Raw genomic sequence first — 22,914 nt, 5'->3', positions numbered from 1 at the left:
GGCACCTTCACGGCTTGCGCGGCGCCGACGGTCGCCCCGTCAACTCCCTTCCGATGATGGCCAGTTCGGCCCACACGGTCTTTCCGGTGACGTGCCGGTCGACGCCCCAGCCACTTGCCAAGGCGCCCACGAGCATCAAGCCGCGACCACATTCCTCGTCCTCCTTGGTTCCTTCGCTCATTACGGGTTGTTCGTCGCTCGCGTCGCGCACCTCGAGCCGCAGACGGCCGTCCGGTAACGCGAACCGGACGACGACTGTCGGGTTGCCGGGCGGCTGCGCCTGCACGGCATTGGTGACCAGCTCGGACAGCAACAGCTCGGCAGCGCCGGCCAGTTCACCGTCGATGCGCCAGATATGGAGATGACGGCGCAGTTCCCTGCGGGCCCATCCGACGCTCCGCACGTCACTCGGTATGCCGTACGCCACGGCCGGCGGGGGTGGGGGCGAGGTGGGGGCGGCGGTGGTGAGTCGTGTTGCGGCGGGTCGGGCGCGTGTGGACATGGCTATCCCCTGGGTGCGCATGACGGAGTGTCAAGAGCGCTGATTGCTCAGCAAGTTGAGACTGACAGTGACAGCGGCTCTAGAATGCTCGGCGTTCGCGAAATTGGCAAGCGAGTCGTTGGCACTAGTGCCAACGACTTTGCTGCCCACTAGTGTTCGGGTATCCGAACCCGTTCAGAGGGGGTACTTCATGGCCGGAACGCGTCCAACGGTTCGACGGCGTCGCCTCGCTGCAAAGCTGATCGAGTTCCGGGAGCAGTCAGGGAAGACTCCGCAGGATGCAGCCGAGCGCATCGGATGCCATCGAACGAAGATCAACAAAATCGAGAATGCCCGCTTGGGGATCTCGCTGGGCGAGCTGCGCGATCTACTGAGGTTCTACGAGGTCGATGACGACGATGCCCTGGTCGATGACATGGTGTCGCTGGCCAGGCGCAGCCGAGAGCCCGGTTGGGTGCAGCGTGTGGGACTCGCGCGGCCGACATTCACGGACTTCATCGACTACGAGTCGACAGCCGAATACATCAGGTCGTACGAAAGCAGCCTCATCGCAGGACTGTTGCAGACCCCCGACTATGCGCGGGCCGTGCTCTCCTGCCCGCCATCCACCCTTGGGCACGACGACATCGAGGCGTTGGTGGAGTCCCGCATAAAGCGGCAGGAGGTGCTGGAGCGCCCCGATCCGCCTCGCCTGTGTGTGATCGAGACGGAGGCAGCGCTGCGACTCCAGGTGGGAGGCCGCCAAGCAATGCGCAAGCAACTGGACCACCTGGAGACCATGACCGGGCACCCCTCAGTAGAAGTGCAGGTCATCCCCGATCGCGCAGGGGCGCATGCAGGGCTGGACGGTTCGTTCGTGCTGTTCAGTTTCCCGAACCCCACCTATTCCGACGTCGTATGCGTCGAGCACCGTACCGGGATGCTCTATATGGAGACCCCGGACGAGACTGAGGAACATACGCTCATCTTTGACTCGCTCCGGTCAATCGCCCTGAGCCCTGGGGACAGCCTGGACCTGATCGCACAGGTACGGGAGGACCTTTAGCGGCAGGACCTTAGAGAGGTAGCAAGGGATGAGCACCCTGAATCGTGAGACCGCCACGTGGCGCAAGAGCAGCTACAGCGGCACGGGAGGAAATTGCGTCGAGATGGCCGACGGCTCCCCCGGTGTCATATCCGTACGCGACAGCAAGGACCCCGCCGGCGCTCACGTCGCCTTCGGCGCGGGTGCCTGGACCTCGTTCATGGCAGCGCTGAAGAGCGACGAATCCGCTGCTTCCTGAGGTCACGCAGCGACGGCACAGAAGTGCCCTGGGCGGTCCAGGCCCGGGGCACTTCCCGGGGCCTGCGGCAAGCCTGACGCACCCGCCGCCGGGCTCTCCGCAAACACCTCGCCTCTTGAGAGGATCTGGGCAAGCACGGAGTACCCACGGAGGACAATCGATGAGCACCAAACGCGGGAACTCCGCGGAGCGCCGCCCCGCCGGCCCTGACAGCCAGGGCCCGGACCCCGGCCCCTGGCCGCCCACCGGGCTGCACCCCGAGCTTCTCGCGGCCAAGGCGTCGGTCTACGACCCGGCCGGTTTCCGGTGTTCGCGGCCGGTGCCCGAGGCGGAGAGTGCCGAGTACGGGGCGCATGCCTTCACCGTGGACGGGCGGGCCGTCAGGTTCCGGGTAGGGAAGACCACCCCGACGAAGGCCGGGCAGTTCGTCACGGTGTGGAAGCGGTGCGACGGCGGGCCGATCCAGCCGTACGGCATCGAGGACCCCGTCGATCTCTTCGTCATCAGCACGCGCGAGGGCGACCACTTCGGGCAGTTCGTCTTTCCGCGCGAGGTGCTGGGCGAGCGGGACATCGTCTCGCGCAACGGCGTGGGCGGGAAGCGGGGCTTCCGGGTCTACCCGCCGTGGGTGACGGCGACCAGCCGTCAGGCCCGCAGCACCCAGGCGTGGCAGGTGGCGCACTTTCTGAACGTTCCCGGGGACGGTCCGGCCGACCCGGACCGGGCTCGCGCGCTCTACCACCTGCAACGTTCCTAGGCGCTCAGCTCCCGCTCCAGCGGTGTCCGGAACCGCGGGGTGATCCGGACGTCGCCGACCCAGCCCGCCAGCCGGGCCGCCTCGGCCGCCACCGCGGCGGCGGCCTCGCGCCCTCCCTCGCCCTCGCCCGTCAGGAGCCGCCACACGATCTCGCCGTCCGCCCGCTGAGCCCAGCCGCCGATGATCCGGCCGTTCCACCACACCGTCGGGCCGATGTTGCCGCTGCGGTCGAAGAGGAGCGGTACGTGGGCCGGGTCGAGGTACCAGTCACGGGCCCGCCAGCCCATGGCGGTCGGGTCGAGGGAGGGCAGGAGGGCGGCCCACGGCTCGCGCGCGGCGACCGGGCCGAGGTCGTCCGGCAGGGCCAGGCCGTCAACGCCGTTGTCCAGCGTTACCGAGACGGCGTCGGTGGCGGCCACCGCGCGCCGGGTGTCGGTGAGCGTCCAGCCGGTCCACCACTTGAGGTCCTCGACGGTCGCCGGGCCGTACGCGGCGAGCCAGCGGCGGGCGAGGGCGGCGCGGGCCTCAGGGGCAGGCGGGGCGGGCAGATCGGCGAATGCGGCGCCGGGCGTCCAGCGGAAGGAGCTGCTGGTCCAGCCGCCGCGCGGCCGGCCGCGGCGGACTTTCCCCTCAGCCGCCAGTACACGCAGGACACGGCTGGAGACGGCGACCCTGGCCTCGTACGGCTTGCCGGGGGACTGCACGATGGTGGTGCGCAGGTCGGGGACATCGGAGGCGAGATCGGCGGCCGTCGCCTCGCCGCGCGCGGCCAGTGCGGCGAGGGTTTTCACCTCCGCCTCCGCCAGCCGCCGTTCGTCCCACCCCGGCGCGCCGCCGGTGATCCACTTGACCATCCCCGCCCGCTCCCTGGCCGCGATCGCCCGCCCCGTGGACGAGGCGACGACCGGCACGAACTCGGCGCCGACCGCGAAGAGCGTGCGGCGCATGCACAGCAGCCGCACCAGCGAAAGGTCGTCGTACAGCGCCCGCTCGACATCCCCGGGATCGGGTTCGGCCAGCCGGGCGCAGGCCGACAGGTGGACGGTGGCGGCGTCGGTGGCATGCAGCCCCACGACCGCGTCGGCAACCTCTTCGGTACGGGCCGCCCGGTACGCGGGCGCCAGCAGATGGCGCCGCCCCAGGCGGGCCCGTCGGCCGGCGCTGTCGATACGGGGGCGGGGAGGACGGATTGGGCGAGTGGCGTTCATGGGGCGACGGTACGGAGCAACTAGGACCGATGGCGTCCTTCGACGCCCTCTGATGTCCTTCGGCGTCCTTCGGCGCGTCAGTGGCCGTACACCTTGACGTTGTGGTGTTCGCAGAACCGGGCGAGCTTGTCGGGGTCGACGAAAGCCCAGGTGAGCTGGTCGATCTCGACGAATTCGCGCGGGTCGCCGTCCCCGGGGCTCAGTGTTTTGGCGATCCCGTAGACCGTACCGAGGTCCCAGTACTCGCCGCATTCGTCCATGGCTGTGAGGGAGTGGGGCCGGCCGTGGAGAGTGAACGAGAGCCGGGGTCCGTCGGGCGTCTCGGTCAGATCGGTCTCCTCGACGTTCAGGGAGCCGTCGGCGGCATCGACGAAATCCGTCACCATATTGTCGTAGGGCGGCGGTTCACAGCCGGAGTCCGGCGAGAAGCGGGCCACCAGACGGGCTTGGTCGAGGGCCTCCTCCAGCACCGTGTACGCAGACGCGGGGGCGGTACAGCGCGCCAGGGCGGCGTCGGCCGCGTCGGCCGGTACCAGCCCCAGGCCGACCAACTGCGCGGCGACGTCCTTCGGCGGCGCGGGTGCGTCGTTCGCTACCAGGTTCTGCAGCTTCGTCAGACGCGAGTCGTAGCTGTCTCGCGCCGCGAACCGTTCGACGACGCCGCGGGCGGCCGCCACCGCGTCCGGTCCACCGATGTTCACCAGGGCCTCGACACATTCGGTATCCAGCCAGGGCCGGCACTCGTCGCTGATCCGGACCACCAGGTCGACCACCTCCGGGTGGGCGGCCTTCTCCCGGAAGACCTCACCGAGTACTGCCATCGCCGACTCCGGGAAGCGCCGCCAGTCCTCGAGTGCGTAGTGCGCAGCGCGGTCCGGGTCGAGTTTCGCGAGCGCCTCCAGGGCCCTGCCCGCGGCATGGTCCGGCGCCTCCCGCACGGCCCGGTCCAGCAGGGGCAGGCCTTCCTGCCCACGGGACAGCAGCCCCTTCACCGTGGAATTGGCGGCGCCACTCAGCACTTCCTCGGCGCACCTTTGCAACGCCTCCTCGTAGACCCCTGGTTCGGCGCGCTCGGCTATCAGCCGGAGCGGTTTCCCGGGCCAGCATTCGGTCCGGTTCTTCGCGCCCGGCCGGTCCAGCCAGCGCCGGACCTCCTGCGCCACCTCCCGGCCGGGCCAGATACGCGCGGCGGCGGTGAGGAAGATGAGCGGGTCCCCCACGTACTCCTCCCGGCCGACGCGCAAGTCCGCCAAGCCGGCTTGCGCCAGCTCCAGCAGCCGCGGCCCGGCCGCGGCGACCCCCAGCCGCTCGCACGCCAAGGCGGCGCAGCGGCGCAGGTAGCGGTCGTCCGAGTCGAGCAGGCCCAGCAGCCACGGCGTGATCAGCTCCTCGTGGTCCCCGAAGCCGTCTCCCACGTACTCGATGTTCGACAGGGCCACCTGCAGACATTCTTGATCGGCCAGCACGGCAGCAAGCAGGTCCCTGGCGGCCCCGTCCCGCAGACGCACGAGTGCGACGACGGCCTTGACCCGGAAGCCCGGCCATGTACCGCCGGACAGCGCCCCCGCCCGCAGCTCGGCGCGATCCTCCTCGGTCACCTTCGCGAGCAGCCGGAGATCCCGCTCGTCCATGAAGTCGATATTGCTGGGGGCCGCAAGCAAAGCGGCCAGGCGAGGGGGCCGGACGGACACGGACCACTCCCATCTGCTGGTGAACGGACTGTTGGAAGAGGGACTGATGGGGACGGAGGATTTCGAACGCAAGATCGAAGTTGCGTCGAAATTAACAGTCTCTCTGGTGGTCGGTCCCGGGTTCACCGTTTTCCCTGAACCGCTCCCGCAGCTCCCCCTTCAGGACCTTCCGCAGCGTCGCCCCGCGCGGCAGCGCCGCCAGCACCTCCAGCTGCTCAGGCAGCTTGTGCGGCGCCAGCCCCTGTGAGCGGAGGTGCGCGGCCGCCTCGGCCAGTGTCAACTCCCGTGTGCCCGGCGGCTGTTCGACGACGGCGCAGACCCGTTCGCCGCGCTCTGGGTCCGGAAGTCCGATGACCGCCGCGTCGGCCACGTCCGGGTGCCGGTACAGCAGCTCCTCGATCTCCTGGGCGGAGATGTTCTCGCCCTTGCGGATGATGATGTCCTTGAGGCGGCCGGTGACGACGAGGTGGCCGGTGGGAGTGAGACGGCCGAGGTCGCCGGTGGGCAGGAAGCCGTCCGCGTCGAAGGGGGACGGCTCGTCCAGATAGCCGCGGCAGACGGCCGGGCCGCGGAGCATGATCTCCCCGCTCCCGGAGGCGATACGGATCTCCATTTCGGCGGGCGGGCGGCCGTCGGTGGTGGCGAGGTGCTCGGGGCTGTCGTGCGGGTCGCCCATGGTGACCATCGGCGCCTCGGTCAGGGCGTAGCCATGGGCGAGCCGGCAGCCCAGCTCGGCGACGACCTCGTGGTGGAGCGACGGTGGCCTGGGCGCGCCGCCGCCCGCCAGCAGGCGCAGCGACGGGAGCAGCCGGCGGCCGGGCGGCAGCGTGCGCTGTTCGGCGAGGAAGAGGGAGTAGAAGGCGGTGGAGCCGCCGGCGAGGGTGACGCGGTGGCGGCGGTAGGCGGCCAGCGAGCCGGGCAGCGCGAAGTGCTCCAGCAGCAGTGCGGGGATGCCGTGCCGCAGCAGCATGACGGTGTAGTCGGGCCCGGCGACATGGGCGTACGGGAAGGCCATCGAGCCGATGTCGGACGGGCCGATGCGCAGCGCGGCGCTCAGGCAGCGGCCGGCGGCCAGCAGGCTGCGGTCGGTGTGCAGGACGCCCTTGGGGCCGGCGGTGGTGCCCGATGTCCAGTAGATCCAGCGGACCTCGTCGGCGTCGCCGGGCGGGGGCGGCAGGACGGCCGGGTCCCCGTCCGGGAGGTTCTCGTACGCCTCGATGACGGTGAGCGGACCGGACAGCTTGGCGGCCAGGCGGTGCGCCATCGCGGTGTGGTCGAAGCCGCGCCAGGTGCCGGGTACGGCGAAGAAGGCGGCGCGGGTGCGGCGCAGCACCTGGCCGGTCTCGTGGTCGCGGTAGAGCGGGACGACCGGGCTCTGGACGGCACCGATCCGGGCCAGCGCAAGGCTGAACAGCACGGTCTCGATCCGGGTCGGCAGCTGCCAGACGACCCGGCTGCCGGGCCGTACGCCCAGGTCGTACAGTCCGGCGGCGACCCGTTCCGCACGCCGCCGCAGCGCCCCGAAGGTGATCCGGAGCTCGTGCCGGGCGGATGCGGCGCCCTGGATGAGGGCGGGCGCATCGGGGGTACGGGCGGCCCGCCAGGCGACCAGATCCCAGAACGTGACGCCGGTCATCTCGGCACCTCCCGTGCACGCCGGAGCCAGTGGCTGCCCGCGCAAGGCTGACGGCTCGTCAGATTTCTTGGCGAGGGTAGAGGTCGTTGCCTTGTCGGTCCAGAGGATCCGGGGCTAGCCTATTTCTGACGGTGCATCAGATAAGTCTCGGAGGCCGACCGTCGGAGATCGGTCGCCGGAGACCGGCCGGCCGGGATCAGGTACCGCGGATCCGGCCGGACACGGGTGAGGGGAAACGATGCGGAACCCGCCAGAGCCACCGCGCATCATCGGCGTCCACGACCGGACGACCGAGCCCGCGCACCTCTTCGCGACCCGGCCGCCGAAGAAGTGCCGAGACCGGGACCGGGACCGCTAGTGGACCTCACGTACACCGAGGAAGAGGACGACTTCCGGGCCCGGCTGCGCAAGTGGCTCGGCGAGGTGCTGCCGACGCTCCCCGCCAAGCCCGCCGCGACCGACTGGCCCGGCCGGCGGGCGTACGACGCGGCCTGGCAGCGGATGCTGTACGACGCCGGATACGCGGGCCTGCACTGGCCGCGGGACGCCGGCGGGCAGGGCGCCACCCCCACCCAGCACCTGATCTTCCTGGAGGAGACGGAACGGGCCGGCGCGCCCTACGTCGGCGCGGGCTTCGTCGGACTGCTGCACGCCGGCCCGACCATCGCCGCCGAGGGCACCCCCGAACAGCGCGCCCGCTGGCTCCCGCCGATCCTGCGCGGCGACGAAATCTGGTGCCAGGGCTTCAGCGAACCCGACGCCGGATCGGACCTGGCGGCGCTGCGGACCAAGGCCGTACGCGACGGCGATACGTACGTGGTCAGCGGCAGCAAGATCTGGACCTCGCACGCAGAGGTCGCCGACTGGTGCGAACTCCTGGTCCGTACCGACCCCCACGCACCCAAGCACCGCGGCATCAGCTGGCTGGCGATGCCGATGGACGCGCCGGGCGTCACCGTCCGGCCGCTGCGCACGCTCGCCGGGTCGACGGAGTTCGCCGAGGTGTTCCTCGACGAGGTACGGGTGCCGGCCGCCCACCGCATCGGGGCGGAGAACGACGGCTGGCGGGTGACCATGGTGACCCTCTCCTTCGAGCGCGGCACCGCCTTCGTCGGCGAGGTGGTCGCCTGCCGCCGGGTGCTCGGCGCGCTGGCCCGTACGGCCCGCGCCAACGGCCGTTGGGACGATGCCGTACTGCGCCGCCGACTCGGCAGGCTGAACGCGGAGTTCGCGGCGCTGTGGCGGCTGACCCAGTGGAATGTGAGCGAGGCGCAGAGGAGCGGTGGCGTCCCGGGTGTCGGCGGCTCGGTCTTCAAGCTGCGCTATTCGCACGCCCGCCAGGAGCTGTACGACGCGGCGGCGGAGGTGCTGGGCGCCGGGGCGCTCGACGCGGACCACGAATGGGTCGCCGACCGGCTGTCCGCCCTCTCGTACAGCATCGCCGCGGGCACCTCCCAGATCCAGCAGAACATCGTCGCCGAGCGCATTCTCGGCCTGCCGAAGGGGCGGTGAGCGGCCGGTGGACTTCCAACTCACCGAAGATCAGCGGGCGTTGCGCGACGGCACGCGGGAGCTGCTGGCCGGACGGTTCGGCCGGGACCGGCTGCGGGCGGCCGTCGACGACCCGGCGCTGGACCGTGCGGGGTGGCGGGAACTGGCCGCGGCCGGGTTCTTCGCGCTGCGGCTGCCCGAGCCGGACGGCGGCGTGGGACTCGGCCTGCCGGAGGTCGTCCTGGTCTTCGAGGAGGCCGGGCGGGCCCTGCTGCCCGGCCCGCTGGCCGCCTGCGAGCTGCTGGCCGGCGTGGTCGACGGCGTCGCCACCGGCGAACGGATCGTCGCGCTGGCCGACGCGGCCACCGACCCGCTCCTGTGGGAACATCCGGCCGACTGCGACACGTTGATCTTGCTGGGGGACCCGCAGGGGGCGGATCCGGTGCACCAGGGGCGCGAGTCAGGGGCGTATCGGAGCGCGGCCGACGACCTCGTCTGCGCCCCTTTCGCCTCAGTTGACCCCCTGACCCCGCTCGCCCGCATAACGGACATCGCGCACCCCGTCCCCCTCTCCCTCGATGCGCCCCGGCTGCGCCGCGAGGCGGCCCTGCTCACCGCCGCCCAGCAGCTCGGCAGCGCGTCCCGCACCGTCGAGATGGCCGTAGCGTATGCGGGCGAACGCGAGCAATTCGGCGCACCCATCGGCTCCTTCCAAGCCATCAAGCACCTGTGCGCGCAGATGCTCGTACGAGCCGAAATCGCCCGAAGTGCGGTGTATGCGGCGGCGGTCACAGGCGGTGACCTCGACGTGACGGGCGCGAAACTGCTCGCCGACGCGGCTGCGGTGCGTAACGCACGCGACTGCCTGCAGGTTCATGGCGGCATGGGGTTCACCTGGGAGGCCGATGTGCATTTGCATCTCAAGCGGGCCTGGTTGCGCGCCGAGCGCTGGGGCGGGGCCGCCGAGGCGGAAGAAGCGCTGGCGGCGGGCTTGATTACCTGAGGGTGGTGGGCGTGATGGGGCGTCCCGTGAGCCGCGATGTCCGGCTCTGGCGGCTCATGCGCGAAATGTCGGACACCGTACGCATAAGCGGTCACGCAGGGTCGATATCGGGTTGTGTCCTAGGCGTGACTCGTCACAGGCGGGAGTCGGCGTTCCGCTCGGGTACGCTCCCTTGGGTGCGAGTGGTTCTGTGGCGCAATGTGCACGGTGCCGTCGAAACGACGACGGCTCCGGGGTACGGACTGCGCGCCGCTCGCCTCGGGCGGGGGCCCGAGAACCCCCCTTGTTCGACTCCCCGCAAAGTGCGTCGCACAGTATGCAGCACGCATACTCCCTTGCGCTGGAATATGCCCGAAGCGCTTGTTGGGGTGACTGAACGTCAACCATGCTGTGCTTCACCGGGGTCACGCACCGTGACCCTGTGGAGGCGCGAGGCGATGTTTCCGCCGGTTCGGATGGTGTGAGCGGTGCAGGTGCTTCAGGTTCAGTTGGAGGTACGGCCCGACCCCGCAGAGGTGGGGCGAGCCAGACGGTGGGCCCGGTCGCGGCTGATGGGGTCCGGCATAGGAGCCGATGAGCCGCTGGCGGAGACGTTGATCTTGCTGATCTCGGAACTCGTCACCAATGCCGTGGTGCACACCGGCTCGTCGGCCAAGCTGCGGATGTGCTTCTCGGGATCGGGCGCGGTGGTGGGGACCGTACGGGTCGAAGTGGTGGATGCCAGCGCCCGCCCGCCGCGCCAGCGGCACGCGGACGGCGAGGACACCAACGGCCGGGGCCTGGAACTGGTCGACGGCCTCGCGGACCGCTGGGGCTGGCAGCAGGAAGGCGCCGGCAAGCGGATCTGGTGCGAGGTGGACCGCTGCCAGTCGCTGCTGATGGCAGCGGGGGGCGAACTGCGGGCGTACGAGCCCCATTGCGCCGTGAGGCATCGCGTGTAGGTGATGGGGACGTCAGCGATGGGGACGTCAGCGATGAGGGCGTCGGTGTATGGGACGTCAGTCAATTGGGCACCAATTAATTGGGCTTCAGCGAGTCGGACCGTAGTGAGTCGGGCCGTAGTGAGTCGGACCTCAGCGAGTCGGGCCCGAGTCAATCGCGTGCAACGGAAGTAGTCCAGACCAGGTGTTGACGTGGCGCGCATGGGCGCACCGCCACCCGGCCGGCCGGTTCTTACAGGATCGCCACGGGCGCCACGGGCGTTCCCGTACCGCCGACGAACGGCTCGGCCATCGCCGACAGCAGGAACGTCCAGCGGCCTTCCGCCGCGCAGGCCGCGCTCAGCTCCTCCAGATTCCAGTTCTGGCCCTGGAGCATGCCCATCTCCACCAGGTCGAGGGCGTGCACCGGCAGCCACAGGTTCTCGATCTCCGGGGGGAAGATCTCGAAGGTGAGGGTGTCGTTGGCGACGGCGGCCACATCGCGGGCGTGGAACCACTCGGGCGTACGCAGCGAGAGGCCCGGTGACGGGAACGCGTACGCCTGGCGGTCGCCCGCGAGGTAGTGCTGGATCTGCCCGGTCCGGATGAGGACGATGTCGCCGGAGCGGACGGTGGCGGACGCCAACTCCTCGGCGGCGTCGAGGTCTTCGGGGGTGACGGCGTGCCCGCCCGGCAGGCGGTCGGTGCCGTGGGCGCGGGGCACGTCCAGGAGGACGCCGCGGGAGACGATCGGGGTGGCCTTCTCGATGCCGAGGCGGGTGGCGCCGCCGTGGGCGGTGACGGTGCCGGCGGGGCGGTTGTTGTAGAGCCGCCCGGAGTGTGAGACATGGGTGAGGCCGTCCCAGTGGGTGGCGGCCTGGAGGCCCATGGTGACCGCGTCGTCGGAGGTGGCGACCGTGCCGGGGCCGAAGATCTCCTGGTTGATCGCGGTCATCGTGTGCAGCGGGTTGACCCGGCCGGGGATCATGCCGGTCTGTACGCCGTCCTGCTGGAGCGGGAGGGCGAGGGGGATGCGGTGGCCGGTACGGATGGCTCCGGCCGCCGCCCGTACGGTCTCGTCGGTGATCAGGTTGAGGGTGCCGATCTCGTCGTCAGGACCCCAACGGCCCCAGTTGTTCACGCGTTTGGCGATGTCGTGGAATTCCTGCGGCAGGGGCATGGGGGCCTCCTCGGGCCGGTTCGGCTCGGGTCGTGTCGCGTTCGATGTCGCGTCCGGCGTCGTGTCCGGGGTCTTGTGTTCGTACCGCGTCTGCTCAAAAATCTAACGGTCCGTCAGAAAGCGCGGGAAGGGGTGCGGCATGGGGAAGTTCTTGGCCGGCAAGGTGGTCGCTGTCACGGGCGCGGGGCGCGGTATCGGGCGTGCGGTCGCCCTCGCCTGCGCGGAGCAGGGTGCCAAGGTGGTCGTCAATGACTACGGGGTCTCCATCGCGGGCGGCGAGCCGAGCAGCGAGGTCGCCGAGTCCGTGGTGAAGGAGATCGAAGCGGCGGGGGGCATCGCGACGGCCGTCGCCGATGACGTCTCCACGATGGCCGGCGGGCAGCGGATCGTGGACACCGCACTGGCGCAGTACGGGCGGATCGACGGGGTCGTGTGCGTGGCCGGGATCCTGCGGGAGCGAATGCTGTTCAATATGTCCGAAGAGGAATGGGATCCGGTTGTCGCCACGCATCTGAAAGGGACGTTCACGGTGTTCCGGGCGGCGGCGGCGGTGATGCGGCGGCAGGGGTCGGGGACCCTGGTCGGATTTACCAGCGGGAATCATCAGGGGTCGGTTTCCCAGGCCAATTACTCGTCGGCCAAGGGCGGCATCATTTCGCTGGTGCGCAGCGCCGCGCTCGGCCTGCACAAATACGGGGTGACCGCCAACGCGGTGGCGCCCGTCGCGCGGACGCGGATGTCGGCGAATGTGCCGATGGAGCTGTCGGAGATCGGCGAGCCGGAGGATGTGGCGGCGTTTGTGGTGTATCTGCTGAGCGAGCGGGCCCGGGAGGTCACCGGCCAGGTCTATACGGTGGCGGGGCCGAAGATTGCGGTGTGGGCCCAGCCGGGGGAGCTTCGCTCCGTCTACGCCGACGGGGGGTGGACGCCGGAGCGGGTTGCCGAGGTGGTGCCGGGTTCGGTCGGTACCGACCCGATGCCGATGCTGGCGCAGCTGTCGGCCATGGCGGAGGCCGCCGCGGCCAAGGCCCGGCCCAACCAGTAGGGGTTTCGGCGTACCTGCCGCGTTCCTGACGGTCCTGCGGGGTGACGACGAATCGCCCTGACGGCGATTCGCCTTTCTCCGCCCCGTTCCGCAGGAGCTTCGTTTCTCCCCCGCAAGCGGGAGGTACCCCCACCCCCGGCTGAAGCCGGGGGTATCCACGAAGGAGATCAGATGAAAGGCATCATTTTCGACGGCGAGCAGACCCGGGTCGTGGACGACCTGGAGGTACGGGATCCGGGGCCGGGCGAGGTGCTGGTCGGGATCCGGGCCGCCGGGCTGTGCCACAGCGATCTGTCGGTCATCGACGGGACCATTCCGTTTCCGGTGCCGGTGGTGCTGGGGCACGAGGGAGCGGGCGTGGTCGAGGCCGTCGGGGCGGGGGTGGAGCACGTGGCGCCCGGCGATCACGTTGCGCTGTCGACGCTGGCCAACTGCGGGGCGTGCGCGGAGTGCGACCGGGGGCGTCCGACGATGTGCCGGAAGGCGATCGGGATGCCGGGGAAGCCGTTCCGGCGGGGGGACGCGGAGTTGTTCAACTTCGCGTCGAACTCGGCGTTTGCGGAGCGTACGGTCGTCAAGGCGGTGCAGGCCGTCAAGATCCCCGAGGACATTCCGATGACCTCGGCCGCACTGATCGGGTGCGGGGTGCTGACCGGCGTCGGCGCCGTACTCAACCGCGCGAAGGTGGACCGCGGGGATTCGGTGGTGGTGATCGGGGCCGGCGGCATCGGCCTCAATGTGCTGCAGGGCGCGCGGATCGCCGGGGCATCGGTGATCGTCGCGGTGGACGCCAATCCGGCCAAGGAAGCGGTGGCGCGGCAGTTCGGGGCCACGCATTTCATCGATGCGTCGGCGGTGGCGGACGGCGTCAAAGCGGTGAAGGAGATTCTGCCGACCGGGGCCGACCATGCCTTTGAGTGCGTGGGGAGCACGCGGCTCATACGGCAGGCGATCGACCTGCTGGACCGGCACGGGCAGGCGGTGCTGCTCGGAGTGCCGCCGGCCAGTGCGGAGGCGTCGTTCCTGGTGTCGTCGATGTATCTGGACAAGTCGATTCTGGGGTGCCGGTACGGCTCGGCCCGGCCGCAGCGGGACATCGCCCTGTACGCCCGGATGTACCAGGAAGGGCGGCTGCTGCTGGACGAGTTGGTGAGCGAGACCTATCCGGTGGAGGACTTCGCCAAAGCCGCCGACGATGCGCATCATGGGCGGGTGGCCCGCGGGGTTCTGACCTTCGGGTAGGGGTGCGCGAGGCCGATGGCCCGATCCTGGTGAAGCGTGACCCTCCGGCCACTCGTTCCGTGGTGCCCCGGCGATGATGCTGCTCCGGTGAGCCAGACAACCGACCTGCCCCTGGGGGCTACGGACCCCGCCCCCGCACCCACCCGTAGACGGCGCCCCCACCGGGCCTGGTCCGTCGCCGCCGTCACCTTCCTCACCCTCATCGGCGCGGCCGGCTTCGCCTCGCTGCCCGGACTGCTCATCGAGCCGCTGCACGCCGAATTCCACTGGTCGCGCGGCACCATTGGCTTCGCGGTGTCCGTCAACCTCGCGCTGTACGGGCTGACCGCGCCGTTCGCCGCCGCCCTGATGGACCGCTTCGGTATCCGCCGGGTGGTCGCCGCCGCCCTGACCCTGATCGCGGTCGGCGCCGGGCTGACCGTCTTCATGACGGCCGACTGGCAACTCGTCCTGTTGTGGGGCGTGTTGGTGGGACTGGGCAGCGGCTCCATGGCGCTGGCCTTCGCCGCCACGGTCACCGGGCGCTGGTTCGTCGCGCGGCGCGGGCTGGTCACCGGGATCCTCACCGCGGGCGGAGCCTCCGGGCAGCTGGTCTTTCTGCCGCTGCTGTCCTGGATCGTGGACCGCCACGACTGGCGGCCCGCCGCCGTCACCGTGGCGCTCGCCGCGCTCGCCGTCGTCCCCCTGGTGTGGCTGCTGCTGCGCGACCATCCGTCGGACGTGGGCCTCGCGCCGTACGGGGCAACGGAGTACGTACCGAAGCCGCCGCCGCAGCAGGGCGCGGCCCGGCGCACCGTGCGGGCGCTGCTGTCGGCAGCCTGCACAGGCCCGTTCTGGCTGCTGGCGGGCACCTTCGCGATCTGCGGCGCCACCACGAACGGCCTGGTCAAGACCCACTTCATGCCGGCCGCACACGATCACGGCATGCCGATGACGGCCGCCGCCTCACTCCTCGCGGTGATCGGCATCTTCGACATCGCCGGGACCGTCGCCTCGGGCTGGTTCACCGACCGCTTCGACGCGCGCCGCCTGCTCGCCGTCTACTACGGCCTGCGCGGTGCGTCGTTGATGTTCCTGCCGCTGCTGCTCGCGGACTCGGTCCACCCGCCGATGGTCTTCTTCATCGTCTTCTACGGACTGGACTGGGTCGCCACCGTCCCGCCGACCATCGCCCTGTGCCGCGAGCACTACGGCGCGGACGGCGCCATCGTCTTCGGCTGGGTGTTGGCCGCTCACCAGGTGGGCGCCGCCCTGATCGCCTTCCTGGGCGGCCTGGCACGCGACGCCTTCGGCACATACGACCCGGTCTGGTACGCCTCCGGGGCGCTGTGCGCGGCCGCCGCGCTGATGGCGCTGGTCATACGGAGGCGGAAGCCGTCATAGCGGAGGGCCTCGTAACGGTGCCCTGGTGGCGGGGCGCCTTCCCGCCGGGTGCATGATCCCGGTGAGAGGGGTGAGGCGATATGCGCACGACCAAGGATGGGGACGTCGGCAGCGTGTTCTGGAGCTGGCCGGCCGTGGCGGTCTCGATGGCCGCGCTGCTGGGTGAGGTGCTGGTCGCGGGCGCCGGGCTGACGATGTACGGCTTCACGGAGGAGGGGGCGGTCGGCAATGTGTTCCTGATGGCATTCGTGCTGCCCTTCGCGCTCCTCCTCGGTGCGGTCCCCGGCTTCGCGCTCACGGTCACTCTGGTGCTGCCGACGCTGTGGCTGGCACGGTGGGCGGTCCGCCGGCGCGGCGGGCCGGGGCGGCCCAAGTGGTGGGCGACGGCGGCCGCGGCGCCCTTCCCGGCGGCCGGCGCGACCCTGCTGGACGGGACGATCCGCGCGGTCCTCAGCCGTACCGTGGGAGCGCCGCTCGGGTACCTCGGGCTCTGGCTGGTCCTCACGGCCGCCGTCATACCTGCCGCGCTGCTCGCCGCGTACGCCGCCCGGAACCGCGGCGCCCGGCGTGCCGTGCGGCTGACGATCACCGTCGCGGCCGGCGGGGTCGCGGCCGTCGTCGGGGTGTTCCTGCTGGGCGTCGGCGCGTACGCCGTCGGGCTGCTGGAGGAGTACCGGGCGCCGCACCTGGAGCGCGCCGAGCTCGTCGGGGTCTGGAAGGACGGCTCCGGTGGCATCCTGCGGCTGGACTCCGGCGGCACGGCGAGCGCGTCCCGCCTGGGCGAGCGGGGTGAGCGCTGCACCGGCACCGGCGTCTGGGAGCTGGAGGGGACCGTCACGGACGGCGAGCAGGAGGTGGGGGTGACCGGTGCCTGCCCGCAGGACTGGTCCATCGGTGGTACGAAGGAGAAGCCGGCCCTCTACTTCTTCGTGGGCGATCCGGACGAGGGGCGCCGCCATGTGCTGACACGGCAGGGAGGCGCCCAGCGGTGAACCGTACGGCCGCGCTCAGCCGCTGACGGGGCCGAAGGCGCCGAACGCGCCCCGGTGAAAGAGCAGCGGTCCTGCCTCGGCGGCGGCCGGGTCCGCGGCGAGGGCATCCACCCGGCCGACCACGATCAGATGGTCGCCACCCGTGTGCACGGCCTGGATCGTGCAGTCGATCCAGGCGGGGACGTCCGCCAGCCGCGGCGAACCGGTCGCGGGCGCCGCCACGTACGAGACGCCCGCGAACTTGTCGCCGCCGCTCACCGCGAACCCGCGGCACAGTTCCCCCTGCCCGGCGCCGAGAATGTTGACGCAGAAGACTCCGGCGCGGGCGATCCGCGGCCAGGTGGTCGACGTACGCGCCACCATGAACGTGACCAGCGGCGGGTCGAGGGACAGCGACGCGAACGACTGACAGGCGAAGCCGGCCGGCCCCTCGTCCCCCGGTGCCGTGATGACCGTGACGCCACTGGCGAAGTGCCCCAGGACGGACCGGAATTCGGACGGATCCAGAGGTGCGCGCTCGTCTTCCCGTACGGCGCGCAGGGCGGGGCGCGGAAGGGCGTGGGCCGGGGCCTCCGGGGAGGCGGTGGTCGGCGCGCCGACCGAACGCAGATATCGCACCGCTGTGGCTGCCATTCCCGCATGTCCCATCATGCCTTTCATTGAATCTGATGCTGCGTCAGATGGGAAGTGCTTGGACGGGTGGAGGTGAGGGGTGGTGGATGGCGGATGAGGGGTGGCGAGTGACGGGTGAGGGGTGGGGGATGGGTGGTGGCGGGCAGGGGTGAGCGGGGGTCGGTGGGCGGCACCCTCAGGGGTGGTTTGCGGCAACGCAGGACTGATGTAGGGGGTATTCGGGCGAGATCGGGGGATGGCACCTCATTGCCTACTGACTGCACGGGTAGCTCCGCCTCGGCCACCTCGGCCCTTTCGGCCGCCGCCCGTAGCCAAGTGCGGGGGAGTTCCGCCATATGCCCGATGCGACGCCGTCATCACGCTCATCTGCCGCGTCACCCACCTTCGGAGAGACCGCCGGCGAAGCCTTCGGAGAGCCCTCCCAAAAGGCCTCCAACAAGGCCTCCAACAAGGCCTTCGACGAGGTTTTCTGCGGGCTGTTGCCCCGGCTCTACCGGCGCGCCGTGATGCTGGCCGGATCGAGACAGTCCGCGGAGGACGTGGTGCATGCGGCGTACCTCAAACTCGCCGCCCGGCCACAGCGCTTCCTCGCGCACCCGGAGCCGTACGCCTACGCCTTCACCACCGTGCTCACCATCGCCCGCGACGCGTACCGCAAGGACCGGCGCCAGGTTCTGGTCGAGGCGATGGAGGGGGCCGACGGGGCCGGCGCGGTCGGGGCGGTCGGCGGCTCCGGCGCGGGGTCCGGCGGGGCGGCCGGGGGCTGGGACGGAGGGACGGAACGCCGGCATGCCGAGCTCGAAGCGGTGCGCCTGCTGGGGCGGTTGTCGCACCGCCAGGCCGGAATCGTCATCCTCGTCGACCTCGACGGCTACACCATCGACCAGGCCGCGCAGATCATCAAGGTGCACCGCGGTACGGCCGCCCGGCACCGTGCCCGCGCACTGGACAGACTGCGCGCCTACCTCGGGGAACCGCAGCACGGCCGGACGAAGAGGTGAGCGGCGTGGCGAGCTCGGGGGGCGACGACGCCGAAGCGCGCGGGACAGCGGGCGCGGGGCGCAGCACCGGCGAGGCGGCGCTGCGCGACCGGCTGCGGCGCGCGGACGAGCAGATCGAGACGCCGGCCGGACTGTGGGCCCGCATCAAGCAGTCCGCCGGACCGGTGTCGAAGCCCGTAACACCCAGAACGCCCAGAACACCTGTGGGGCGCCTCGCGTCCGTACCGCTGGTTTCATCACGCCGGAGGGCGTACGCCGTCGTGCTCACGGTCGCGGCGACAGTGGCGGCCCTGGTGGTGGGGGTGTGGTGGCTGGTGCGTCCGGGCGGCGGCGGACCGCAGCCGGCCGCCGGCGTCCGCGCGGTACCCATGGCCGTCTACAACAGCGAGGCGCCTTGCCGCTACCTCCGCTCCCTGGAATGCGGACTGCGACTGGCCAGGAATCCGCACGTCAGATACGCCGCGCGCAACAATTCCGTGGGCCGCGTCTGGCACGGCGACGTACTGCTCGCGCACTGTGTGGTCACCGACGGACGGATGATCCGGGACGAGGAGGGCGTGACCTCCACCCGCTGGTATCTGGTGACCGCCGGGAGGAATGTGACGGGCTGGCTCCCGGGGGTGCGGACCCGCAATACGCGCGAGCTGCCGGAGTGTTCGCCCGACGTGGCCTAGATCGGACTGCGTGGCCTGGATCACGCGATACGACGTCATGTGGGGTGGAGGCGCCACCCGTGTGCCCAGTGAACAGCCCACCCACCCACCCACCCACCCACTTACCTACCTCCTACCGGCCCCGGTACCTGGGGCTGCGGCGCTCCACGAAGGACGCGATCCCTTCCTGGGCGTCCGCCGTGGTCATGTTGATCTCCTGGGCGGTGGCCTCGGCGGCGAAGGCGGCGGCCCGGTCGACGTCGAGCGAGGCGTTGACCAGCTGTTTGGTAAGGGTGAGCGCCCGGGTCGGGCCGCCTGCCAGCCGCTCGGCCCACTCCCGCGCGGTCTTCCCCAACTTGCCGTCCGGCACGACCCGGTTGACCAGTCCCAGCCGCACCGCCTCGGCGGCCGGTACGGCGTCGCCGAAGAACATCAGTTCCTTGGCGCGCTGCGGGCCGATCAGCCGCGGCAGGAGGTAGGCGCCGCCGCCGTCCGGCACCAGTCCGCGCCGTACGAACACCTCGATGAAACGGGCCGATTCGGCGGCCAGCACCAGATCGCAGGCCAGCGCGAGATGCGCCCCGATCCCGGCCGCGGTGCCGTTGACGGCGGCGATCACCGGCTTCTCGCAGTCCAGCACGGCACCGATGAACCGCTGTGCGCCGCGCCGGATCATCCGGGCAACATCGCCCGCCACCCGCTCGTCACCGGCCGAGGGCGATCCGCGCAGATCGGCACCGGCACAGAAGCCTTTGCCGGTCGCGGAAATCACCACGGCCCGGACGGCCGGATCGGCCGAGGCCTCCGCGAGCAGCTCGATGATGCGTTCCCGCTGGTCCCAGGTGAGCGCGTTCATCGCCGCGGGCCGGTTGAGCGTGATCCACAAGACGCCATTGTCAGTGGCGCGAAGTATCAAGGAATCAGCGGAAGGCGGGGAGTCGTTACCTGATGCGGCCGCCGATTGGACTGCGGCTTCGGCTTCGGCTTCGGCTTCGGCGGCACGGGGCGATCCGGGGGAGGACGTCATGGCGGAGTGGCTCCAACGGGTGCGAGGGGGGCTTACGGCCGAGGGCGTGCTGTTCAGGAGCGGGGCAGGCAGGAGGAGCGGGGAGGCGGAAGGCGCAGGAGGCCGTATGCCCAGGCTGCACGTCACGCCCAGCGCGGCGCCGAGGCGGCGTCCCCCTGCGGTCCATGGCAGACAGCCAGCGCATCGAGCGCCACAGCCCCCTGCCCGCGCGGTAGGACAACCAACGGATTGATGTCCAGCTCGGCCAGATCCTCGCCCAGCTCCAGCGCCATCCGCTGCACCCGCAGAACGACCTCGACCAGCGCGTCGACATCCGCGGGCGGCGCGCCCCGTACGCCGTTCAGGAGGGCGTGGCCGCGCAGCTCGCCGAGCATCGCGCGGGCCTGGTCCTCCCCGAACGGCGGCACGCCCACCGCGACATCCCGCAGCACCTCGACGAGGACCCCGCCCAGCCCGACCGTCACCGTCGGCCCGAAGAGGCTGTCGTGGGTGACCCCGACGACCATCTCCACGCCGCGCTCGATCATCTGGCAGACCAGCACGCCGTCCAGCGGGACGCCCTCGTAGCGGGCGATGTCCGTGAGTTCACGGTAGGCGTCCCGCACCTGGCTGGCGGAGGTCAACCCGACCTTGACGAGGCCGAGTTCGGTCTTGTGGGCGAGCTGTGGGCCGGAGGCCTTCATGACGACCGGATAGCCGACCTGGCTCGCCGCCCGTACGGCCGCCGCCGCACTGGTCACCAGCTGTTCGCGCGGTACCCGGATGCCGTAGGCGCGCAGTAGCTGCTTCGCCGCGTGTTCGCTGAGCTGCTGACCCGGGCGCATCAGAGCCTGCGCCTTGCGGGCGGAGGGGGAGAGCACGCGCGGGGCGTCGTCGAACGGCGAGCGGTAGTTGGCGGCGAAGCGATGGTGGTCGAGGTAGGCGCGTACGGCGGTGATGCAGTTGGCGAAGGTGCGGAAGGTCGCCACGCGGGAGGAGCCGAGGAGGGTGTGCCGGTAGGCATCCTCGGTGCCGACCGGCGAGCCCCAGACCACGCACACCAGCTTGTCCGTCTGCTCCGCCGCGTCCACGAGGTCCTGGGCGAGCTTGTCGCTCATGGGGGGAAAGGGGCCGGTGATGGGGCAGATGAGAACGCCCACCGAGGGGTCGGCGAGGATCGCATCGATGATCTTGCGGCCGCGCCAGTCGCCGACCGGGTGCCCCCCGTTGTCGATGGGGTTCGCGACGTTCAGGTACTCCGGTATCCACTGGTGCAGCTCGGCCTGCTTGGCCGGGGGCAGGGTGGGCAGGTGCAGGCCCGCCGCGGTCGCCAGATCGGAGAAGTGGGCGCCGGTGCCGCCGGAGATCGAATAGACGGCGATGCCCTCGGCGGCCGGCTTCTTGGCGCGGGCCAGCAGCGCCGCGGTGTCCTGCAGCTCGTCGAGCCCGTCCACCCGGATCACGCCGAACTGCCGCATCGCGGCGTCCACGACCTCGTCCGCACCGGTGAGCTTGCCGGTGTGCGAGGCGGCCGTCCGGGCGCCCGTCTCGGTGCGGCCGACCTTGACGGCGATGACCGGCACCTTGTTACGGGCGGCCCGGTCGGCGGCGAGCAGAAAGCTGCGCCCGTCCTTGAGGCCCTCCACATACGCGGCAATGGCGCCGACCTCGGGGCGGGAGGCGAAGTAGGAGAGGAAGTCGGCGGTCTCCAGATCGGCCTCGTTGCCGGTGGGGGCCCAGTGGGAGAGGCGGATGCCCAGTTCCTGGAGGGCGAAGACGGGCCGGCCCTGGTGGCCCGACTGAGTGATGAGGGCGATGGCCGGGCCGTCGAGGTCCTCGCGGAACTTTTCGAAGGCGTTGAGGTTGGTGTTCGGGCCGAGCAGCCGCAGCCCGGAGCGTTCGACGACGTCGGCCAGCCGGGCCTGCGCCGCCGCGCCGGCCGCACCGGTCTCGGCAAACCCGGAGGCGAATGCCACCGCGAACTTCGCCTTGGCGTCGCCCAGTTGCTCAATGACCGGTATCGGGTCGCCGACCAGGAGGACGGCGAGGTCGACGGGTTCGGGGAGATCGGCGACGCCGGCGTGGCAGGGCCGCCCGAAGACCTGCTCGCGTCCCGGGTTGACGGGATGGAGCCGCGCGCCGACCCGCTCCGCCCAGGCGATCAGCTGGCGGGTGATGCCGGTGTTCGGCCGGCCCTCGCTGTCCGAGGCGCCGATCACCGCCACGGACTCGGGCCGGAAGAAGCGGTCCAGGTCGGGCACCGGAGCGTGCACCGGCCGGCCGCTGACGTCCCGGTCGGCCGTCGACCCGTCGGGACGCAGCACGCCGTGGACGGTGGGTGGTGGTTGCTCCCCACAGGCCACGACGCGGGCCGGCCGGGAGTGAGTGGTGAGGGTGCCGTGAGTCGATCCAAGCATCGCAGGCCCGCTCCTGTGTGACGGTGACGGCTCTCATTACCTGACGCATAGTCAGATTACTGAACTGACGCCGTGTCAGGAATGGGGCTGCACGGTAAAGCTTCGCCGGGGTGTGGGCGCGGCGGGCGGTGACGTACGGCCCCTTGCGCACCCGCCCTGAATCCGTTGAACTGACGTACCGTCAGAATAGTGGGTTCGCCGCCAGGAGGGCATACGGAATGCAGCCGATCTTTCCCGGCGGGGCCGACCGGCCAAGTCCTGTTCGCGATGAGCCGGCGGACGTGGTCGCTCGATGATGTCGTGGGGGTGTTCCAGTGATGGCGGTGTCCGGAGCGGTTCGTGGTGCGGCGCCTGGTCCGGTGCGTGGTGTGGTGCGTAGTGACCTGCCGGAGGTGGATGCCTTCACCCGCCCGTACTGGGACGCGGCCGCGGAGGGGCGGCTGTCGCTGCGCCGCTGCCGGGTCGAAGGCGGCGGGTGCGGGGCCGCCCACCACTACCCGCGAGAGTTCTGCCCGTACTGCTGGAGTGAGGACGTCGTCTGGGAGCCGGCGAGCGGCCGCGCCACCCTTTACACATGGTCGGTGGTGCACCGTAATGACCTCCCGCCGTTCGGGGGCCGGGTGCCGTACGTGGCGGCCGTGGTCGACCTCGCCGAGGGGCCCCGGATGATGACCGAGGTTGTCGGGTGCGGGGAGGCGGATCTGCGGATCGGGATGGCGCTGGTGGTGGACTTCCGGGAGGAGGGGCGTGCCGGGGGGCATGCAGCCGCTGAGGGCGGCGGTGACGGCGGCGGGCGCCCCGTCGCGGTCCCCGTCTTCCGGCCTGCGTGACCCATGCGACCCACATGATCCACGTGATCCACGTGATCCAT

Annotated in this window: 21 protein-coding genes; 13 read left to right on the top strand and 8 right to left on the bottom strand. The window is 70.9% G+C overall.

Going from position 1 to position 22,914, the window contains the following annotated elements; translation table 11 throughout:
* Window positions 1-7 precede the first annotated feature (7 nt).
* Window positions 8-427 carry an ATP-binding protein gene (locus AB0D04_RS09725; protein ID WP_362701286.1) on the bottom strand — a complete coding sequence of 140 codons (420 nt, stop codon included), beginning with the start codon at window positions 425-427 and terminating at the stop codon, window positions 8-10.
* Window positions 428-692: 265 nt separating this feature from the next.
* Here AB0D04_RS09725 and AB0D04_RS09720 point away from each other — a divergent pair, with 265 nt between their 5' ends.
* The 3 genes from AB0D04_RS09720 to AB0D04_RS09710 all read left to right on the top strand — a co-directional run bounded on the left by AB0D04_RS09720 (window position 693) and on the right by AB0D04_RS09710 (window position 2,542).
* Window positions 693-1,547, top strand: a complete 855-nt coding sequence (locus AB0D04_RS09720; protein WP_362701284.1) for a helix-turn-helix transcriptional regulator — start codon at window positions 693-695, stop codon at window positions 1,545-1,547.
* Between the two features lie 28 nt (window positions 1,548-1,575).
* Complete coding sequence (locus AB0D04_RS09715; protein WP_362701281.1) at window positions 1,576-1,785, top strand: DUF397 domain-containing protein; 210 nt, start codon at window positions 1,576-1,578, stop codon at window positions 1,783-1,785.
* A gap of 160 nt (window positions 1,786-1,945) precedes the next feature.
* On the top strand, window positions 1,946-2,542 hold the full coding sequence (locus AB0D04_RS09710) for a MepB family protein (protein ID WP_362701278.1): 597 nt from the start codon (window positions 1,946-1,948) through the stop codon (window positions 2,540-2,542).
* On the opposite strand, the gene AB0D04_RS09705 is transcribed toward AB0D04_RS09710, so the two are convergent.
* From AB0D04_RS09705 to AB0D04_RS09695, 3 genes are all read right to left on the bottom strand, one after another.
* Window positions 2,539-3,750 carry a winged helix DNA-binding domain-containing protein gene (locus tag AB0D04_RS09705; protein ID WP_362701276.1) on the bottom strand — a complete coding sequence of 404 codons (1,212 nt, stop codon included), beginning with the start codon at window positions 3,748-3,750 and terminating at the stop codon, window positions 2,539-2,541. The genes AB0D04_RS09710 and AB0D04_RS09705 overlap by 4 nt on opposite strands.
* Window positions 3,751-3,827: 77 nt before the next feature.
* Window positions 3,828-5,441 carry a hypothetical protein gene (locus AB0D04_RS09700; protein ID WP_362701273.1) on the bottom strand — a complete coding sequence of 538 codons (1,614 nt, stop codon included), beginning with the start codon at window positions 5,439-5,441 and terminating at the stop codon, window positions 3,828-3,830.
* A 91-nt stretch (window positions 5,442-5,532) separates the two neighbouring features.
* Window positions 5,533-7,077: an AMP-binding protein gene (locus AB0D04_RS09695; protein ID WP_362701271.1), complete on the bottom strand. Its 1,545-nt coding sequence runs from the start codon at window positions 7,075-7,077 to the stop codon at window positions 5,533-5,535.
* A 357-nt stretch (window positions 7,078-7,434) separates the two neighbouring features.
* Here AB0D04_RS09695 and AB0D04_RS09690 point away from each other — a divergent pair, with 357 nt between their 5' ends.
* The 3 genes from AB0D04_RS09690 to AB0D04_RS09680 all read left to right on the top strand — a co-directional run bounded on the left by AB0D04_RS09690 (window position 7,435) and on the right by AB0D04_RS09680 (window position 10,512).
* Window positions 7,435-8,589, top strand: a complete 1,155-nt coding sequence (locus tag AB0D04_RS09690) for an acyl-CoA dehydrogenase family protein (RefSeq protein WP_362701268.1) — start codon at window positions 7,435-7,437, stop codon at window positions 8,587-8,589.
* Between the two features lie 7 nt (window positions 8,590-8,596).
* The gene (locus AB0D04_RS09685) at window positions 8,597-9,571 is read left to right on the top strand and encodes an acyl-CoA dehydrogenase family protein (RefSeq protein ID WP_362701265.1); all 975 of its coding nucleotides are present in this window, start codon (window positions 8,597-8,599) and stop codon (window positions 9,569-9,571) included.
* Between the two features lie 467 nt (window positions 9,572-10,038).
* A complete protein-coding gene (locus AB0D04_RS09680) occupies window positions 10,039-10,512 on the top strand; it encodes an ATP-binding protein (protein ID WP_362701263.1) in 474 nt (157 codons plus the stop codon).
* Window positions 10,513-10,744: 232 nt separating this feature from the next.
* On the opposite strand, the gene AB0D04_RS09675 is transcribed toward AB0D04_RS09680, so the two are convergent.
* Window positions 10,745-11,671, bottom strand: a complete 927-nt coding sequence (locus AB0D04_RS09675) for a cyclase family protein (RefSeq protein WP_362701261.1) — start codon at window positions 11,669-11,671, stop codon at window positions 10,745-10,747.
* Window positions 11,672-11,810: 139 nt separating this feature from the next.
* On the opposite strand from AB0D04_RS09675, the gene AB0D04_RS09670 reads away from it, so the two are divergent.
* The 4 genes from AB0D04_RS09670 (at window position 11,811) to AB0D04_RS09655 (ending at window position 16,333) form a co-directional block, all read left to right on the top strand.
* A complete protein-coding gene (locus tag AB0D04_RS09670; RefSeq protein ID WP_362701258.1) occupies window positions 11,811-12,716 on the top strand; it encodes an SDR family oxidoreductase in 906 nt (301 codons plus the stop codon).
* 171 nt (window positions 12,717-12,887) lie between these two features.
* Window positions 12,888-13,958, top strand: coding sequence for a Zn-dependent alcohol dehydrogenase (locus AB0D04_RS09665; protein ID WP_362701256.1), 1,071 nt, complete (start codon window positions 12,888-12,890; stop codon window positions 13,956-13,958).
* 87 nt (window positions 13,959-14,045) lie between these two features.
* Window positions 14,046-15,341, top strand: coding sequence for an MFS transporter (locus AB0D04_RS09660; protein WP_362701254.1), 1,296 nt, complete (start codon window positions 14,046-14,048; stop codon window positions 15,339-15,341).
* A gap of 80 nt (window positions 15,342-15,421) precedes the next feature.
* Window positions 15,422-16,333 carry a hypothetical protein gene (locus tag AB0D04_RS09655; protein WP_362701252.1) on the top strand — a complete coding sequence of 304 codons (912 nt, stop codon included), beginning with the start codon at window positions 15,422-15,424 and terminating at the stop codon, window positions 16,331-16,333.
* Between the two features lie 15 nt (window positions 16,334-16,348).
* Here the strand turns inward: AB0D04_RS09655 and AB0D04_RS09650 are convergent, their stop codons facing one another.
* On the bottom strand, window positions 16,349-16,966 hold the full coding sequence (locus tag AB0D04_RS09650; protein ID WP_362701250.1) for a flavin reductase family protein: 618 nt from the start codon (window positions 16,964-16,966) through the stop codon (window positions 16,349-16,351).
* A gap of 335 nt (window positions 16,967-17,301) precedes the next feature.
* Here AB0D04_RS09650 and AB0D04_RS09645 point away from each other — a divergent pair, with 335 nt between their 5' ends.
* Both AB0D04_RS09645 and AB0D04_RS09640 read left to right on the top strand, forming a co-directional pair.
* Window positions 17,302-17,967 carry an RNA polymerase sigma factor gene (locus AB0D04_RS09645; protein WP_362701248.1) on the top strand — a complete coding sequence of 222 codons (666 nt, stop codon included), beginning with the start codon at window positions 17,302-17,304 and terminating at the stop codon, window positions 17,965-17,967.
* A 5-nt stretch (window positions 17,968-17,972) separates the two neighbouring features.
* The gene (locus AB0D04_RS09640) at window positions 17,973-18,641 is read left to right on the top strand and encodes a hypothetical protein (RefSeq protein ID WP_362701247.1); all 669 of its coding nucleotides are present in this window, start codon (window positions 17,973-17,975) and stop codon (window positions 18,639-18,641) included.
* A gap of 112 nt (window positions 18,642-18,753) precedes the next feature.
* Here the strand turns inward: AB0D04_RS09640 and AB0D04_RS09635 are convergent, their stop codons facing one another.
* Both AB0D04_RS09635 and AB0D04_RS09630 read right to left on the bottom strand, forming a co-directional pair.
* Window positions 18,754-19,647 carry an enoyl-CoA hydratase-related protein gene (locus tag AB0D04_RS09635; RefSeq protein ID WP_362701244.1) on the bottom strand — a complete coding sequence of 298 codons (894 nt, stop codon included), beginning with the start codon at window positions 19,645-19,647 and terminating at the stop codon, window positions 18,754-18,756.
* A gap of 122 nt (window positions 19,648-19,769) precedes the next feature.
* The gene (locus AB0D04_RS09630; protein WP_362701241.1) at window positions 19,770-22,043 is read right to left on the bottom strand and encodes an acetate--CoA ligase family protein; all 2,274 of its coding nucleotides are present in this window, start codon (window positions 22,041-22,043) and stop codon (window positions 19,770-19,772) included.
* Window positions 22,044-22,411: 368 nt separating this feature from the next.
* On the opposite strand from AB0D04_RS09630, the gene AB0D04_RS09625 reads away from it, so the two are divergent.
* A complete protein-coding gene (locus AB0D04_RS09625) occupies window positions 22,412-22,873 on the top strand; it encodes an OB-fold domain-containing protein (RefSeq protein WP_362701239.1) in 462 nt (153 codons plus the stop codon).
* Window positions 22,874-22,914: the final 41 nt, after the last annotated feature.

Source organism: Streptomyces sp. NPDC048483 (genome assembly GCF_040651455.1).
GTDB lineage: Bacteria > Actinomycetota > Actinomycetes > Streptomycetales > Streptomycetaceae > Streptomyces.
The sequence above is the reverse complement of the archived record's forward strand: the minus strand, read 5'-3'. Positions and strand labels throughout refer to the sequence as shown.